Below are 14,980 nucleotides of genomic sequence, written 5' to 3'. Positions count from 1 at the left end.
CCTCTGCGTCAGGGGGTGGCGATTCCCGGTGCCGCCGGGAGGCGAGCGGGGTCATAGTCCTCGGTGGTGCCGCGGTTCTCGGGCCAGCGCGGTGATCAGAGCGCGTTCACGGACGAGGTCAGCGTGGACGTCGGGCTGGTTCGGGTCGAGGGCTTCGATGGCGCTGTCGATCGCGTCAAGGGCTTCGGATCGACGGCCGAGGCTCCGCCAGGCGGTGGCCGTGCGAAACAGCATGATCGGGTCGGTGTCGTCGAAGGTGGGCCAGGCGGCCAGCTCCAGGATCCGCTCGGCCTGGTCTGGTAGTCCGTCTCCGAGCCAGAGGCCGTGGAGCAGGGCGTGGCAGACCTGAAGGTTGTCGCCGGCCTCGGCGAGACTACGGTCCAGGGCTTCGAGGGCACCGGGGGCGGAGCTTCCGAGGAGGGCGAACGCCGCGAGGGCGCGGGTGTACGGATCCCAGCGGGCTCGCTCGCTCCCCGGAGCCTGGTCGAGCAGCTGCTGGATGCTGCGGCACTGGAAGTCGAAGCGGAGGGCGACGAGGTGGATGTGCCGGAGCGCCTGGGCGTGGGTGCGGTCGGTGCCGGGCTGGGTGAAGTGATCGGTGCCGGCGAAGTGGGCGAGGGCGCTGTTACGCCGACTGCGGGCGTACCGGGTGAGGTAACTATCTCTGGTCTGAAACTGTTGAGATCCATGTGCCAGGTCACGCTGGTTCGCTGGCGTCGAATCGCTTGGTATCCCGGCTGGCCTTAAATACCAGTACTGGAGCCCTAGGGTGCCGACGCCGGTCCCGGAATCCGCGTTGCCGGGTGACCCATCGCCGATAGCAGCGCCCACACGGAGATCGGCTCCCCTTGCTGGTACAGCTCCTGGCGGGTGGCGGTCAGTGCCCGGCCGGCGCCTGCCCCGGCCGCCAGGTGGGTGTAGAGCAGCTGGGTGGCTCGTAGGGTCGCCGTGTCCTGAGCGGGCCAGTTGGTGCCGATCACGGTCGCGGCTCCCTTCAGCAGAAGCATCGTGCCGATGCCGAACGTACCGTTCCCTCCGGATTCCGTCCCGGACTGGGCTGACTCGCACGACCCGAGCACGATCAACGCACCTGGGTGGACGTCGACCTGCGCCAACTCGGCCACGGTGAGCGGCCCGTCGGAGAACAGGAAGTGGCTGGACGCGGGATCCGACCGCAGGTAGTTGGTGTGCCCGGCGAAGTGCACGAGGGGGTGGCCGGGCAGCGCCGCCAGGAACGCCTCCCGGGTGCAGGAGGCCGGTGCGGTCGTCTCCAAGCCCCGAGTGGTCAGGACCTCCCGCACCAGCTCGCCCTCTTTCCTGGCCCCGCGCAGGTCTCCGGTGGGATCGGCGACGATCAGCGCCCGCCCGGAGCCCTGAGTTACCCGCCGATCACCCGAGACCTGGCCGACGGCCCGCAGCAGCGAGGGGGTCCGGCATAGCGTGAAGCGCAGTCCGAGCCGGTGCGCGTCCTTGCCGAGGGCCTCCCACGGGACGGTGAGCAGGCTCGCGTCGGCGGAAACCATCAGCGTGCCCGCGTTCGAATCGTCGAGGGCGCGCCTGATGGGTTCGGGGAGAAGGACAGCGGTCAGGCGCCCGGCGATGTAGTCGAGTTCATCCTCCGGATGGTGGTTGAGCACGGCCAGAAGGGCGTCCAGCGCACTCGGATTGACCTCGCCGACATGCTTGGACACCCGACCGTCGGTGCCGGTCAGATAGATGTGCAGCTCGTTCTCCGTGCGGTCCAGCCGGTAGGCCAGGGCGGCGGTCGGCTCTGGCCACGGGGCGGCGGCCAGGGCATCGGGCAGGCTCTCCGGCGTGGTCCGAAGGAACGAGGGGAACCGCGTCAACTGCCCTCCGGCTGACGCCCGCAGCTCGGCGAGGCGTTCCCTGACGGCGGTGGTCCGAAGATCGCGCTCGCGCTCGTACTCGTGGGCCGCCCGGATCACGATGGCCCGAGTGGAGTCGTCGACCAGCGAGCGCAGGGCGTCGGCCTGCGCGCTCAGGGCGCCACTCAGCCGCTGCTCCGCCGCGGCCTCCAGCCCTGCGAGCTCCTCGGTCAGCGCGCGCGTCTCGGCGGCGGTCTCGACCGCCGACCGGTCCGGGTGCACGGTTGGCAGTGCTCGCGAGAACGCGGCCTCCTTCGACGCCTCCACATACGCCAGAACACGTCCGTGTTCGACCTCGCCGAACCGCTCCAGCTCTGCGTTGAACATCACCAGGAGCTCGTACGCGCGGACGATCCGGTCGTAGTCCTCCGGCCCCAGCACCGCGGATCCGGACGGCAGGGTCCGATCGTCGAGAGCGATCGTCCGCAGGCAGAGTTCGGCCGCGGTGGAGTCGTCCGAGAGCGCGCGGAACACCTGCACCAGCGCTTCGAGCCAGGCGAGCTGCACCGTGTCGCTGCCCTGCGGCCAGACCATGTCGGCGTACCGGCCGAGCAGTTCGAGCGCCGACAGGTCGCTCCGGCCGTCCCGGAGCAGCCGGGCCATCCGCAGCGCATGCTCCACCCTGGGCAGCGGGACGGACTCTTCGAACCAGGTGTGTACGGCGCTCTCCAACCCCGCGACATCACCCGCCTTCAAGTAGCTGACGGCCCAGTTCACCTCGGCCGCCTCGACCATCGGTGTCAGGCCGGCGGCGGCTGCGGTGCTCCGTGAGCGGGCCAGCAGCGCCCGCGCGGCGGCGAAGTCCCGCCTGGTGGCCAGCATGACAGCCTTGGTGAGGGCGGCCCGTGCCCACGGCCCCGGTTCCGTCGAACGCTCCAGGACCACATCACAGATGCGCTCGGCCTCGGCGCTCGCCCCGGTGGCCCGCAGGCCGACGGCGAGCTCCGCCCAGCCGGCCCAGTCCGGCTGATCAGTGGGCTCGCGGCCCTCGACAAGCCGGTGCAGCGGCACCATGAGGTCGGTGCGGCCGAGCTGGCCGAGAACGGTGAGCAGGCCCGCCACGAGGCGGACGACGGCCTCCGGGACGCCCAGCCGGTCCACCAGCTCGACGAAGTCCTGGACGCACCCCGGCGCGGCGGCGTCTCTCCGGATCAGCTGTGCCAACGCCCGGTAGTAGTACCAGGTCGGGCCCACGGCGGGGTCGGCGGTCACCTCGACGCGTTCCGCGAGCCTGGCCAGTGCGGGATCGAACAGGCCGCGATGGCGGCTGCAGCATGCCGCGACGTGGCATCTGGCCAGGTCGATCACCACCGTGTCGCAGGCCGCCCGGTCGGCCTGCTCGAGCAGGGCCACAGCCTCGTCCCAGTCCCCGGTCGAGATCCGGGCCAGTGCGGTGGGAAGGGCCTCGGCCGTCATGTGTTGTCCTCCGGCATTACGCTCCACCCCAGCTGCCACGGCGGCCTGCTCAGCATTTCGGTTCTCCCGTCCGTCAGCAGCAACGGATAGCCCTGTGCGGGCGGCGGAATGTGCAGCCCGAGCACCGGGATCGTGAACGGCTCGCCGGCGTCGCCCCTCGTGAACAGCAGCTGCAGCAGCACCCCTCCGTCTTCCCGTGGGTACGCCGCCTGAAGGTCGAGTACTGCCCGCGCGCCCTGGCGGTATCCGGCGAGGCCGGGGGTGGCGAACGCGTCGCCCAGGCGGGTGGTGATGTCGCCGGCCTCGGCGGTGAGTCGTGCCACCGCAGACCGGTAGGCTTCCGGGTCCGTCGGCAGGCCCAGGTCCGCGCGGATCATCTGCCGCCGCGCGCCGGAGTCCCGCGTCCTGAGCCGTTCGGTCACCGCAGGCAGGAAGGCCGGTCCGACGACGAGTCGCTCGTCGGGACGCAACGCCTCGACCGGAAGGTGCTGGTCGAGGCGCTCCAACCAGCGTTCCGCATCCACGATCCCGGACCCGGCCGGGCCGTCCGCTCCACCGGTTGCGCGCACCGCGTCGATCAGGAGCCGGCGAAGGCGCCCGCCTGCGGAACGCGGCCCGCTACCAGGGACCGGAGATGGCTCGGCGAACACGACCACGGGGTGTACGGACCGGGGAGGTGTGGAAGTCACCACGCAGACCTCGTCCGACAGGGCACGCACGAAGCCCAGGACCCTCTCGAACTCCGCCGCGTACGACTCGGCCACCGCACACCGCCGGGTCGGCCAGGAACGTTCGGAGCGGATATACCCAACACCTGTGCTGTCGTACGTCTCGTTGAACGTACCGAGCGTCAGGGCCTCCTGAGGATCGTCTCCCTCGATGAGGAACCGTCCGTCCCTATCCACCACAGGGACAGGTGACAGTCTTTCGACCAGGAGCAGTCGCCCCGGTAGGAGCCGGTCGGTCATGTCGGTGCTCAACCTGTCGGATAGAGGAAGATGAACTGGGATGCCAGGCGGGCGACCGCGGCCCGCAGGGCCTCCGGGTTCCCGGATTCGGCGGCTGCCGCGACCGCGCTCGACGCGACCGCGACCTCTTGAGCCGCCGGATGCAGAGTGCGCGACAGCTCCCGGACCCGGTCACCGGGGCACGGGTCGGCTGCCTTGTCGAGAATTCGGCCCAGCACCGCTTCGTAGCTCGAAAAGGCGTGCTGGAACATTCCCCCGCACTCGTGGAACGCGCCGGTGGCCCCGGCCAGCAGCGCGAGGATCTCCGGGACACCACCGGCACGCGTGGCCCGCGCCAGACTGGAGTGGGCATCGAAGAAACAGGCGGCGGTCAGGTAGAAGGTGTGGAGCTCAAAGTTGTCGAACGCCAGCTTTGCCGCGCGGGCATGCGCACTCGCGGCCCGGTCGTAGAGCTCCGACGCTGCCTCGGGCCGTGCGAGCCGGCCCGAGGCGCCGTAGATGAACCCCTCCGCCTCGAACCGCAGGTGCGCCTGCGGATGCCGGGCATCGGCCGTATGCGGGTCCGACAGGTGTTCCGCCCGCAACGCCTGTGTCTTCTCGAAGTAGTACACCGTCAGTAGATAGGAACGGGTGACTCCCGTGTACTCCGCCGCGGTGAACTGGCGGTAGGCGAGGTTGGAGTAGAGGCGGGCCGCCTCAAGCCGCCGACCGGCCTGCTCCTCCTGATGACCCGCGTGGCGGAGGGCTTCACCGAGGCGCTCGACCCGGTCGCCGACGGTTCCCGGATCGCCCGTCACCCGGCTGACCTTCAGCATTCGGTCCAGGTGGGCGATTCGGTCGTCGCGGCCGGTGCGCCGTTCAAGCAGCGCGTCTGCTCGGCGCAGGGAGTCGACCGCCAGCGGTTTCGCGGCCTCGACCTCGCGCAGGACGTAGAGCACCCGATGGAGCTCCAGCTCCACCAGATTCAGCGCGGCCTCGTCCAACTCCTGTCGGGTCATCAGGTCGGCCATGCGCTGCGTGCCGTCCGTGAGCAGTCGGGCGGCACGCGCCGTCAGCTCGCGGTCGGGCTCGGTGGTCACGTGGTATCCGAGGTCCCGGGTCTGCCGAACCGTCCAGTCGAGCAGCATGAGGGCGAGTTGGAGGTGCCGTTCCATCGCCTGTTCGGCCGCGTCCAGCATGGCGTGCAGCGTCGATCGGTCACCCTCAGGATCTGAACCGACCACCTCGCTCGTCAGGTGAGCCGCCCAGTCGGCCATGTTGGAGCGAGCCTCCTCGCCCTCCTCGCCACCGATCTCGAGGACCGCGAGCAGGGCCTCCACGGCCAGAGCCTTGACGGCCACTGCCGCCGACCGTACTCCCGCACCGGTCTCGAATGCCTTGACGAACGCCTCGTGGGCGAGCGGAGCCAGGTCGCCCGGCTTGCCGGCCCCTGGGAGCTGAACCCGCTCGGTGAGGCAGTCGCCGACCGCCTCCAACCCCTCGGTGTCGCCGAGCACACCGAGCATCGCGATCAGTCCGGACACGTGGCGGGGTTCCCGCTCCTCCCCGAGGTATTGATCGAGAAGCCCGCCGTAGGAGCCGGATCGCTGTGTCCAGAGGCCGGCTGCCATCTCAGGGCAGCTCGATACTCGGGCGGTCGAGCTGCCGGGTCAGCTCGACCAGCCGCGGAATCTCCTCTGCGGACGTGTCCGCCGGGAATTCGATGCTCCGGCCGTCGGCACTGCGGATGACGATGTTCGCGCTGCCCGAACGGCGAGCCGCCATGAGCGAGAAGATTCCGGTGATCAGGGCCGAAAGCACTGATGCACTGCCGGATACGACGGCCACAACGACGGTGGCGTCGATGCCAACCCGGTAGTCGCTGGCTGGCTCCCGCACCTCGAACTGTACTGCGGCGCCCGGCACATGCTCGCTGACCGCACGCCGCAACTCCCCGGCGGCCAGCGAACCGCTCCGGATCTGGATCTCTCCACCCATCTACCACTCCTCGCACAGTGCCGCGTTGGCTTGCCAGCACATCTACCGGAAGTCATGGTGTGCTGTACGGCGAATGGCCCGATCGGGCCGAACTCGCGACGTTCGGGCAGGGCTCCGCCCGTCAGGCGGACTCGGTTCGACGGTCAGCCTCGTACGGTCACTCACGGTCCTGTGGGGTGCGACGCCCGTTGATGGAGGTCACCGTCGGGTCTGATGGGGCGGTGAGCTGTGTTCGCAGGTTCTCGTTCTCGATGCTGAGCTCGTTGATCAGCAGGCTGTAGGTGGTGACGAGTTCTTCGAGGCCAGCGCAGTGGGCCCGCAGACGGTCGAGTTCGCCAGAACCCTGGTGGTCCGATTCGGCGGCCTCGCCGGGGCTCTTGGGCTGCCGCTTGGCTTCGGCGGCCAGTCTCTGGAAGTGGTCGCGCAGGTCGGTGTGCTTCTGGGCGATGATCCAGTATTTGACCTGGGCCTCGGCGGCGAGCTGGACGACTGAGAGTCGGCCGGTGGAGTGCTGGGGTGTGCCGGCGAGGAGGCGGTCGGCCGCAGTGAGGATGGCGATCCGTTCGGGGGCTGTCTCGGGCCTGGGCCATGAGGTGGTGGCGGCGTTCATCGTGTTCCTCGTCCGCGGTGGTGGGTGTCGATGATGCTCTGGAGGGCTTGGAGTTCGGCGCGTTCGCGCTGGTGGCGTGGGGAGGGGGCGAGGACGTCGGCGGTCAGGAACCGGAGTTCCCGTGCTCGTGTCTCGCGTTCGGCGATGTCGCGGTCGGTGTAGGCGATGTTCTGGCAGGTGGGTCGGCAGTCGTCTTGGTCGGGCGTCTGGCGGGTGCTGCCCTGGGTGGTGAACACCCGGCACAGGGCCTTCGCTGCGTCGTGGACGCAGGTCATGGCCCGTCCGGGGTAGATCTGCAGCAAGGGGTTGGCGACCAGATCGCGCGCCTGCTTGGGGTTGGTCAGGACGCGGCCGGCGAACTTGGCGTTGCCCTCCCGGACCCTGTGCCGGTACCGGTCGGCCGCGGGGCCACTGACGTGTTCGCCCGCGTCCAGCAGGCGTTCGTCCTCGGCGAGCTGGTCGAGGCGGGCGAGCCACTCCTCGAAGGCGTGCTCGTCGGGGAACCCGGACGCGTAGGTGCCCGAGTAGCCGAGGGTGACCTGGGTGTAGACGTGCGCGTACTGGATCGCGGCGGCGACCAGGCCGCGGGGCCGGCGGACGATGTGCCAGGCGAGGGTCCTGCGGAACCTCGCGGGGACGATGGCGCCGTGCGGGTCGGGCGGGATCGCCTCGCTCAGGCCGGCCGTTCGGCAGAAGTCGTTGACCCAGGTGATGAAGGCGGCGATGTCGCGGGGCGCCTCGCGGCTGGTGCGGGCCTCGCCGGGCCGGCTGCTGAGGGCGCCGATGGGGTTGGCCGGGTCGAGGTGGACGGGGAAGAGCAGCCGGTGGTCGTGGAGGCGCTCGACGGCGTCGACGGCGCGGGCGACGACGTCGATGACCGTCCACGGGTCCCTGCGCTCCTCGCCTTCGGGGATCTTGTTGCCGTTGCTGTCCTTCACCCCCTTGAAGTGGCGCCCGGTCAGGGTCCAGACGCCGGTGGCCTCGTCGTACGCGCTGCAGCCGCGCTCCAGGTTGAGGACTTCCCCCGGTCTCATTCCGGAGAGGTAGGCGACCGTAATCGTCGCCGCTGTCCGCAGGAGTCGGGCCAGCTTCGGGGCCTGTTCGTAGGTGATGCGGCCGTGCCAGGGCCTGCCGTGGACCTGGCCGGTGACCGGGGTGTCGAGGTAGGCGGCGTCATCCAGCGGGATGCCGGAGCCGGTCACCATCGCGCGAAAGAGCGCGCCGCGCTGGCGGCGCTCGCGGAACGCGGACTCCGAGGTGTCGAGGATCCGCACCAGGTGGGGCCAGCACGGCTCCAGCTTCCCGTCCGCTCCGGTCCGGCCCGGCAGTGCCTTGCCGGTGCGGCGCAGATCGTCGAGGTAGGTGGCCAGGAGCGGCACCAGTTGGTGCGGCTGGTTGGGCGCCGTGGGCGCGGTGCTGCCGTGGCGGGCGCGTCGTGCCCTGTCGTTGCTGCCCTGGTGGGAGAGCGCCAGGTAGGCGCGGTGGGCGGCGATGATGTCGTCGGCGAAGTCGCCGACGAACCGAAGCGCCCAGAGCAGCAGCGGTTCCATGGTGTCGGGGTGGATCCGCGGGGTCCTGTTCTCGCCGGTCTTGCGGGAGGCGCCGAGCAGCTCGAAGGGGTAGTCCCCGTTCCAGGGTGCTTCGTCCGGCAGGCGGGCCTCCTCGGGGACGCGCTCCTGGTAGGTCCACAGGCGGCGGACCTCCAGCAGCAGGTCGCCCTTGGCGCCGACCGGCTTCTCCATCTCGTCCACGGCGTCGAGATACGCCTCAAGGTCGTCGTGGGTCACCTGGCCGAGCGAGGTCAGGCCGCGGGTGGCCAGCCAGAGGATGAACGCGTTGAGCTTGCTGAACCCTACGGAGATGGTCCGCAGGGCCGGCCGGTCGCCGGGGGTGTGCCGCATCGGCCTGGGCATGTCGTGGTTGATCATCTGCCAGACGTAGTGCCTGACCTGGGTGCGGAACGGCTCGGGGACGGCGGTGAAGTTGAGCGTGGTGGTCGGGATGTGGCCTTCGAAGAGTCCGGGGGTCAGGTCCCAGCGCTCGTCGCGGAACAGGGACGGGGCGGTGCGGCCGGCCTGGGGGTTGAGCCTGCGGCGCAGGAGGACCGGGGTGTCGGGGCCGGGCAGGGCGGTGTCGGGGAAGTCGGCAGGGTCGATCGGCTGGGTCACGGCAGGTCCAGTTCTCGGGCGAGGAAGCGTTCGGCGAGCCGGCGGTGCTCGGGGGTGATGGAGTCGCGGGCCTCGGCGACGGCGTGCGGGTCGGCGCGGTCCAGGAGGTCGTCCAGTTGGGTGTGGGGCAGGGCGAACCGTTCGGCCCACCGCAGCGGCGTCGTGCTGGTCCGGCGGTTCGCCAGTTCGTCCCGGACCAGGATCTGCAGGGGCAGGTGGTGCGGTGCCGCCCGGGCGCACGGACACGACAGGCAGAGCATGAACGAGGCCCGGCAGGGCTGTCCGGCCGGTGCGTGCGGGCTGTTGTCGTGGTCGACGCACCCGGTCATCACGGTGTCGAGCTCCGCGGCGAGCAGGCGACGGAGCGTCGCGGCGTCCATGCCGTGGCGGGCGGCGACGCGAGCCGGGTGCTCGGCCGCCTCGGCGACCTCCTCCGCGGTGAGGACCTGCATGGCGGCGTGGGTCCTGGCCTTGGCGACCTCCCGGGCCAGGGCGCCGGCGACGACGCGCTGGTACTCGGCCAGGTTCCCGCGGTTGCGCAGGAGGTAGTCGTTGACGAGGGTCGTCTCGGTGTGGGCGACGGGCTCCTGGTTCAACTCGTTGTAGGTCAGCCGCAGTCGTCCCAACGTCACGTCGAGGATGGGCGGTTGGGCATCCGGCCCGGCGCCCGGTGCTGGGTCCGCGGGGATACGCCGGGCCTGCGACCAGGCCCGGATGAGGTTGCCGGCCGCTCCGGTGCGCAGGCCGGGGCCCATGCCACCGCCGCCGCTGCGGGCCCACCAGACCAGCAGCCGGTCGCTTCCCAGTAGGCGGCGGGGACCTTCGGCGAGTTCGTGCAGGAGCATGAACACCCCGAACGGGCTCTGGAGCCTGTCGCGCCGGTCGGACTCCGGCCCGGCGGCTTCCGTCTCGCTCCCCGCCCACTTCGGCAGGTCGACCAGCGGCCGGTCCATGTGGCGTCGGCTGCCCCGCCGGGGCTTGTCCAGCTCGACGATGGCCGAGGCGATGCCGCCGGCGTGCCCGTCCGGGCGGTGATGTCCTGCTGGGGCGTTGGTGATCGTGCTCTCGTTCTCCCCGGTCATCTGGACCAGCAGGATCACGAACGCCGCGATCTCCAGCGCGGACAGGTGCACGGCCTCCACGTGCTCGGCGACCGTCCCCAGCTGCCTCACCCACCACTGGGGGCCGCCGCTGGGTGTGCGGGGGACGTCGGCGTGCTCCTCCACGAAGGCGGCGAGTCGGCCCCGCCGTCTCTGGTGGGGAGGTTCACCGTCCAGGTCTCCCGCCCGCCACCGGTCCGCCAGCTCCTGGCCTGCGCGGATGCGGGCGGCGGCCTGCCGTACGTCGTGGCGGGCAGCGTTCAGGATCCGCTGGTTCTCGGCCCTGCTGTAGGAGGAGTTCGCCCGCCCCCGGCGGCGGTTCGCGTGCTCGGGCTGGCGCTGGTTCAGCGCGGTGCGGAACTCCGGCCCCAGCCCGGGAACGGTCCGCAGGTTGCTGATCAACTCGCCCACCTGGTGCCACAGGGACGTGTAGTTCAGCCGCTCCAGACGCCAGCCGTCCAGGTGCACCGGCAGCAGGTCCTGCGGCCGGGCCGGCGGCGTGTTCAGCGTGCCCAGGTAGGTGGCGAAGCCCCGGAAGAACCTGTAGGACTTCTCGGCCGAGCCGAGCCTGCGCAACCGCCCACCCGCCTTGGTGCGTTGGACGAAGCCCTTCGCGAACGCCAGTTGGAGTTCCGGCGAGACCGTCAGCCGCTCGAAGTCGAAGACCCGGGAGCACTCCTCGGCGTCCTCCGGGATGAACAGGACCTGCAGCGGCGTCTCGGTCGAGACCCGTCGCCGCGGCCGGTAGCCCGCCGGGGGCAGCGCTCCGGGGCGTCCTCCGCCCTCCGCGTTCATCGCCGGCCTGCCAGCGGGTCGTTGATGACCAGCGGGTGGCCGGCCAGGAACGTGGCCAGGAAGCCGTCCAGGGCGATCCCGTGGATCTGCTGCAGCAGGAACTCGACGTCCAGTGAGACGAACGGCTCAAGATAGAATTTTTTGGTCGTTTCCGGACTGGCATGGCCGAGGATCGTCGCCACCAGCTGCCAGGTGCCCCCGAACTGCTCGCGGAAGTCCTTCGCCTCCTCCTGGTCCAGGTGCGCGAACTGCTGCGAGTAGACCAGCCGCCCGACCGCGTACCACCTCAGCGCGCAGCTGTGCCGCAGCATGTGGGGCGTGCAGAACAGGCCCGGCAGGTTCATACCCCTGATGCGGGTGTTGGCCTGCGCGAACGTGTGGTGCCAGGCGTGGGGGTGCCGGGGTAGGCCGTCCTCGTTCAGCCAGAGCGCGAGCGGCTCCAGCCCCTGGGGCGTCGACCTGAACAGTCGGCGGCGTTCCCGCGGCTTCAGATCGTCCATCGCGACGACGGACTCGCGCCCGTCGGCGCCCGTCAGCCTCAGCCGCCCGCTTTCGACCCGGACGACCCTGCGGGCGCTCGGCTGGTTCTCGTAGCGGCCGGCGACCTGGGCGTTGCGTACGGCCCGGGCGCGAGCGCCCTCCACGTAGTCCAGGACCCTGAGCAGTGGCAGCCGGGCGATCCAGTACTTACGGCCCCATTGGCCCTTCGCGCTCGCCGAGGCGAGCTGGCAGGTGGAGAAGCCGCGAACCCCCTCGTCGGTCGGGAGTTCGGGCAGCAGGACGCTGCCCCACTCGGTCAGCCGCAGCCCTGTCGAGTAGAGGCCGTCGGCGAAGGCCGCGTCGCGTTGCTCGTTCCGCCCCTTCCATCCCCGGCTCGTCCGGCCGTCCAGGTCCTTGCCGCGCAGGCCCACGTCGCGCCAGCGTGCGTAGCCTGCCGGGTCGAGCCACTTGATGTCCCGATCGCGGGCACCTCTGGGCTGGAGGTCGAAGTCGTCGAAGCTGGCCACGGGGTCCGGAACGCCGTGCTCGGCCGCCGCCCAGCGGTAGAAGACCCGCAGCGAGGTCACGTTGGCTCGGAAGGTCGGCGGCTTGACGCGCCGGGGGTTCAGCTCCTCTGTCAGCCGCCACTCCTTGAAGAACTCCGCGTCCTCGTCCGTCGCGTTGTCCCACCGGCCATGGGTCGCGTTCAGGAAGTTCAGCCACAGCCGCAACGACTGCGCGTACTTGTCCCAGGTCAGGGGCGACCGCCTGCGGACCCGGCGCGATTCGAAGAAAGCGTTGATCCGCCGGTCCGGCAACCCCGCCGGCGACAGCAGGAACGGCTGCCGATCCTTCGGCCCGCGCGCTCCCACCGCGTTCAACAGCTCGCGATGACGGTCCGTGAGGGGCAGCGATGGACTGACCGCGACGGATGCCAGGTCGTACCGGAAGACAATCCACTGACCAGGCATGTAGGTGGTTCTCACACCCGTGACGCTAGGCCCCGAACAACACCAACAACAGTTGCTCGGCTAGAGACCGTAGCGGTTGACCAGCGCCGCGCTGGTCCGCCAGTCCGCGTTGGCGCGGCTGAGCCAGCGAGCGGCTTCGGAGGGCCAGGGTCGGCCCGCGTCGATGTCCTGTTCGATGAGGGAGCGGATGGCGGCCAGTGCGGTCGGGCGGAGGTCGTCGCGGTGGACGGCAGCAGCAAGGGCAGCGTACGAGCCGGGTGTGTCGAGCAGCCCGCGGATCATGATCCGTTGGGTGGGCGGGTAGGCGGCAGCGCGGGCGATCCGTTCGATGGTGTCGAGAGCGGTGGTGGCGGTGGTAATCAGGCCGTGTCCCTTGTGGAGTCTGTTCCGTGGTGGCGGTGGAGGGTTCAGCGGGTTCGGCGGGTGGTGGCCGAATGGGACTCGAAGGCGCGCCGCATCGGTCGTGGGTTCGGGCGCAGGTGCCGCTCGCGGTGGTCAGCGGGCCGGCTGCCGGAGCTGGTCGGGTGGGTTGGAGGCGGCAGTCGAGCGGCTGGCAGCCGGTGCCAGCTGTGAGAGACCGACGCGGGTGCGAGCGGCCAGCGACCGCGCGGACGGACCGGGCGGGGCCTTGGGGACGAGGGGGCGGACGTCGAGGCACAGCAGGTGCTCGGATGTGAGGTCACGGCCGAGGCGGGCCACCGGCGCCGGGTCGGCCATCGCGGCGGTGACGGCTTCCAGGAGCGGGGCCGGGATGTTCTCCGACATCTCGATGGTCCAGCCCTCGGCTTCGCTGCCGCCGCTGATCTGCCAGGCGCGGCTCTCCCCGACGAACATCTGCCCGGCGGGGGCGGTGCAGCGGTAAACGCTGGCCATCTCGCCGCCCGGTGCGTCCCAAATCAGGTGTTCGCGGGTGCTGTTGTCGTGCCAGCCGGCGGAGATGATCGGCACGAGACCGTCCTCGGCGTTCCCGGCGGTCCGGATCAACTCGCTCGGGTTGGCGGCAAGCGCGGTGTGCAGGGCGGTCACGATCTCCGGCGGGGTGCGGGGGTCTGCGGTAACCCGCCAGACCTCCTCGCCGCTCAGCAGGTAGTTGAAGGACGCAGTCCAGCTCGTCCCCGTGTCGTCGGTGGTCGACTGGGCGCGCAGCCGCCGGCACGGGCTGGTGTACACCGTGGTGGGGCCCTGCTTCTCGGTGGTCCAGCCCCGGCCGGTCAAGGGTTTGGCCGCAGCGGTGCGGTCGTGGCCGGGGCCGGCGAGGTAGACCGGGGCGACGATGGCCAGCGGCGCGGGCCTGACGTCCGGGGCGAAGAGCTCCGGGGTGCGCGCGGCGGCCCCGGTCAGCAGACGGTCGATCGCATGGAGCGCCTGCTCGTGCTGGGCGGTCGGCAGCGATCCCCAGGTCCACGTGGTGCCGTCGCCGACCGGCCGGTCGTGCAGCGCTTCGGCGATCCCGCTGAGGTCGGTCCCGTTGATCTGCGCCGCGGCGGCGTAGGCTGCCGCGTCCTTCAGGTCGCTGATGTTGAAGGGGAGTTCACTCAGTGCCGCGGTGAGGGGAGGTGTCGGCTTTCGGCTTGCGGTCCGCGGGTCGAGGTTGGCGCCGAGGTCCAGGTCGAGGAGCGCCGGTGCACTCGCTGCCGCCGCGATGACCATGTCTTCCACCAGCAAACACGCCAGGGCCCTTTGCTCCGAGGGAAGTTGGCCCCAGGTTGTTGGGGTGCGGCTCCGGCTGCTGGGGATGACCCGGTCCACGATGTACCACTCGGGTACGAAGTCGAGGTGTTCGACCTCCTCCAGGGCCTCCTCGCACAGCTCGGCCGCCGCTTCCCGCAGGTCCGTCTCGGTGTACGGGCTGGCGGCGGCTGGGCCGGCCTCCGTCCGGTGACCGAGGTGGGCCAGGAGTTCCTCGTCCATCCAGTCCCGGTCGCGCTGCAGGGGGGTGGGGTTGGTGAGGGCCCGGGTGAGGGCGTCGACGACGACCGCGGGGGCGTTGGTGGTGACCATGGCCTGCCAGTAGGGCGGGTAGCCGCCGGAGCCCCGCGGACCGATCTCCACGTACAGGTGGGGGTGGGCCATGAGGTCGTCCGGATCGCCGGGCGGGTCCAGGCGGACCTGGACTCGGGCGAGTTCGTCGGGAGCTTCGAGGTCGAGCACACCGTCGCGGTAGGTGCTGCGCCAGCCGGCGTCGGCGAGGGTACGGATCAGGGCCCGCCGGTCGGTCGGTTGCTGGAGGGCGGGGTGCGACTCGCCCGTCCAGTCGATGGTGGCCCCGGTGCGGGCGAGTACGTCGGTGACGGCCATGATGATCTCGGGCGGCGTCTCGGTCGAGAAGCCGGCCATCCAGGCCGGCACGCCGAGGGGCTCCGGGGCGGCCGTGATCCGCCAGGCGGAGCCGGGGTCGAGCTGGCCGTCCGCGATGCGGAAGCGGTGGTTCGGGCTCCAGGCGAACTCCTGGCCCAGGTCGTCGTCGGTGCTGCGGCCCCAGCCCTGCTGGACGAGGCGGTCGAAGACCCGGTTGGTGTGGCTGGCCCCGGCGAGGTAGGCAGGGGTGACGTAGATCGTGGTTTCGGGGATGGCGGTTCCTCGGGGGCTGTCAGCGGCTGGGGTCGTGG

At 70.8% G+C, this 14,980-nt stretch carries 11 protein-coding genes; all 11 read right to left on the bottom strand.

The features are described from left to right. Positions 1–51: 51 nt before the first annotated feature. Positions 52–831, bottom strand: coding sequence for a hypothetical protein (locus ACI1MP_RS31075; RefSeq protein WP_404870018.1), 780 nt, complete (start codon positions 829–831; stop codon positions 52–54). Then, positions 765–3,302, bottom strand: a complete 2,538-nt coding sequence (locus ACI1MP_RS31070) for a CHAT domain-containing protein (protein WP_404870017.1) — start codon at positions 3,300–3,302, stop codon at positions 765–767. Before ACI1MP_RS31070 ends, ACI1MP_RS31075 begins: the two co-directional genes overlap by 67 nt. Then, positions 3,299–4,270 (bottom strand): hypothetical protein, encoded by a 972-nt coding sequence (locus ACI1MP_RS31065; RefSeq protein WP_404870016.1) that lies wholly within the window; start codon positions 4,268–4,270, stop codon positions 3,299–3,301. The genes ACI1MP_RS31070 and ACI1MP_RS31065 overlap by 4 nt, the downstream gene beginning before the upstream one ends. Positions 4,271–4,278: 8 nt before the next feature. Beyond that, on the bottom strand, positions 4,279–5,793 hold the full coding sequence (locus ACI1MP_RS31060) for a hypothetical protein (RefSeq protein ID WP_404870015.1): 1,515 nt from the start codon (positions 5,791–5,793) through the stop codon (positions 4,279–4,281). An 88-nt stretch (positions 5,794–5,881) separates the two neighbouring features. Then, positions 5,882–6,247: a hypothetical protein gene (locus ACI1MP_RS31055; RefSeq protein ID WP_404870014.1), complete on the bottom strand. Its 366-nt coding sequence runs from the start codon at positions 6,245–6,247 to the stop codon at positions 5,882–5,884. 157 nt (positions 6,248–6,404) lie between these two features. After that, complete coding sequence (locus ACI1MP_RS31050; RefSeq protein ID WP_404870013.1) at positions 6,405–6,857, bottom strand: hypothetical protein; 453 nt, start codon at positions 6,855–6,857, stop codon at positions 6,405–6,407. Beyond that, entirely contained in the window at positions 6,854–9,025 is a 2,172-nt protein-coding gene (locus tag ACI1MP_RS31045; protein ID WP_404870012.1) for a hypothetical protein, read from the bottom strand. Before ACI1MP_RS31045 ends, ACI1MP_RS31050 begins: the two co-directional genes overlap by 4 nt. Then, a complete protein-coding gene (locus ACI1MP_RS31040) occupies positions 9,022–10,920 on the bottom strand; it encodes a hypothetical protein (protein ID WP_404870011.1) in 1,899 nt (632 codons plus the stop codon). Before ACI1MP_RS31040 ends, ACI1MP_RS31045 begins: the two co-directional genes overlap by 4 nt. Then, entirely contained in the window at positions 10,917–12,386 is a 1,470-nt protein-coding gene (locus ACI1MP_RS31035) for a site-specific integrase (protein ID WP_404870010.1), read from the bottom strand. Before ACI1MP_RS31035 ends, ACI1MP_RS31040 begins: the two co-directional genes overlap by 4 nt. A gap of 45 nt (positions 12,387–12,431) precedes the next feature. Next, positions 12,432–12,653 (bottom strand): hypothetical protein, encoded by a 222-nt coding sequence (locus tag ACI1MP_RS31030; RefSeq protein ID WP_404870008.1) that lies wholly within the window; start codon positions 12,651–12,653, stop codon positions 12,432–12,434. A 213-nt stretch (positions 12,654–12,866) separates the two neighbouring features. Continuing rightward, complete coding sequence (locus ACI1MP_RS31025; protein WP_404870855.1) at positions 12,867–14,828, bottom strand: DUF317 domain-containing protein; 1,962 nt, start codon at positions 14,826–14,828, stop codon at positions 12,867–12,869. Positions 14,829–14,980 lie beyond the last annotated feature (152 nt).

It is taken from the genome of Kitasatospora griseola (genome assembly GCF_044999035.1).
Taxonomy (GTDB): domain Bacteria; phylum Actinomycetota; class Actinomycetes; order Streptomycetales; family Streptomycetaceae; genus Kitasatospora; species Kitasatospora griseola.
Note: the sequence above shows the minus strand (reverse complement) of the source record. Positions and strands in the feature narration are given on the sequence as shown.

Excerpts from the sequence above, each read along its gene's own strand:
- ACI1MP_RS31070 (WP_404870017.1), bottom strand. The coding sequence starts at position 3,302 with ATGACGGCCGAGGCCCTTCCCACCGCACTGGCCCGGATCTCGACCGGG.
- ACI1MP_RS31065 (WP_404870016.1), bottom strand. The coding sequence starts at position 4,270 with ATGACCGACCGGCTCCTACCGGGGCGACTGCTCCTGGTCGAAAGACTG.
- ACI1MP_RS31055 (WP_404870014.1), bottom strand. The coding sequence starts at position 6,247 with ATGGGTGGAGAGATCCAGATCCGGAGCGGTTCGCTGGCCGCCGGGGAG.
- ACI1MP_RS31050 (WP_404870013.1), bottom strand. The coding sequence starts at position 6,857 with ATGAACGCCGCCACCACCTCATGGCCCAGGCCCGAGACAGCCCCCGAA.
- ACI1MP_RS31040 (WP_404870011.1), bottom strand. The coding sequence starts at position 10,920 with ATGAACGCGGAGGGCGGAGGACGCCCCGGAGCGCTGCCCCCGGCGGGC.
- ACI1MP_RS31030 (WP_404870008.1), bottom strand. The coding sequence starts at position 12,653 with ATGATCCGCGGGCTGCTCGACACACCCGGCTCGTACGCTGCCCTTGCT.